Origin of the sequence: Frankia sp. AgKG'84/4 (assembly GCF_023242965.2) — a bacterium.
In the GTDB taxonomy this organism is placed as follows: domain Bacteria; phylum Actinomycetota; class Actinomycetes; order Frankiales; family Frankiaceae; genus Frankia.
In genome coordinates, this window is the sequence record NZ_JALKFU020000840.1 from 1 (window position 1) to 972 (window position 972).

At 75.9% G+C, this 972-nt stretch carries 2 protein-coding genes; one reads left to right on the plus strand and one right to left on the minus strand.

Annotated features, from left to right (window positions below):
- Positions 1-201: hypothetical protein (locus tag MXD58_RS25570; RefSeq protein WP_250610247.1), on the plus strand; the 201-nt coding region annotated here is incomplete at its 5' end.
- A 73-nt stretch (positions 202-274) separates the two neighbouring features.
- Here MXD58_RS25570 and MXD58_RS25575 read toward each other — a convergent pair.
- Positions 275-972, minus strand: a 698-nt coding sequence (locus MXD58_RS25575; RefSeq protein WP_518478686.1) for a cupin domain-containing protein, incomplete at its 5' end; no start/stop codon positions are given.

The window sequence follows — 972 nt, forward strand, 5'->3', positions numbered from 1 at the left end:
CGGGCGGATCATGCCGTCCTGGGTGAAGGAGGCGACGAGCTGGCCGTCCGCGGTGAAGATCTCACCTCGGCCGCGGGCGCCGGTCCGGGCAGCGGAGCCGTCCTGCCGCGGATCCTGTCGGCTGTCGTGCAGCTCTCGGGTGCGCCGCGGGTGATCGACGTTCCCGCGGCCGTCGCCGACCCGGCGGTCGTCTACCGCTGATCGGTCGTCTACCCGCCGGACCCGCCCCCTGCTGCGCGCCCATCTGTCCGGCTGCGTCGGTGGGAGCGCTGGCTCAGCCGCCCGGGGCGGCGAGGAACACCCGGCCGTGCCCGGTGAGGCTGACGTCCGCTGGGGCGGTCACCAGCGCGGAGGCGCCTCGGCGCAGAGTGAGCGGGGCGACGGGCTTCCCGTCGGCACTCGCCTCGGCCACGACCTCGCCGTCGACGACCAGCAGCACGGTGGGACGGCCCACGGCGAGGCGCCCTCCGGTGAGCACCGCCTCGGTCAGGGCGAAGTCGGCGACGGGGACGTCCCAGCCGCGCAACAGTCCGCTGGGGCTGAGGCTGCGGGTGCGCGGGGTGAGCAGCGGCGCGCCGGTCGGCGTCGGATCGAGGATCCGGAGCAGCTCGTCGACGTCGATGTGCTTGGGCGTCAGGCCGCCGCGCAGCACGTTGTCGGACGTGGCCATGATCTCGATGCCGAGGCCGGCGACGTAGGCGTGCAGCATTCTGGCCGGCTGGAACAGGCCCTGGCCCGGGCGCAGCGTGACGTCGTTGAGCAGCAGGGCGGCGGCGATCCCCACGTCACCCGGGTGCGCGGCGGCCAGCCGGGCGACGAGATCCGCGGCGCGGCCGAGATCGTCGACGGGCCCTTCGACGCCGGCCGGACCATCGTGGGCGCTCCTGCCGGCAGTCGGGATCGGTCCGCCGCGCAGCCGCCCGGCGGCGGTGACCACCTCGCGGACCAGGGCCGCGGCGGGCTGGGCGGGCA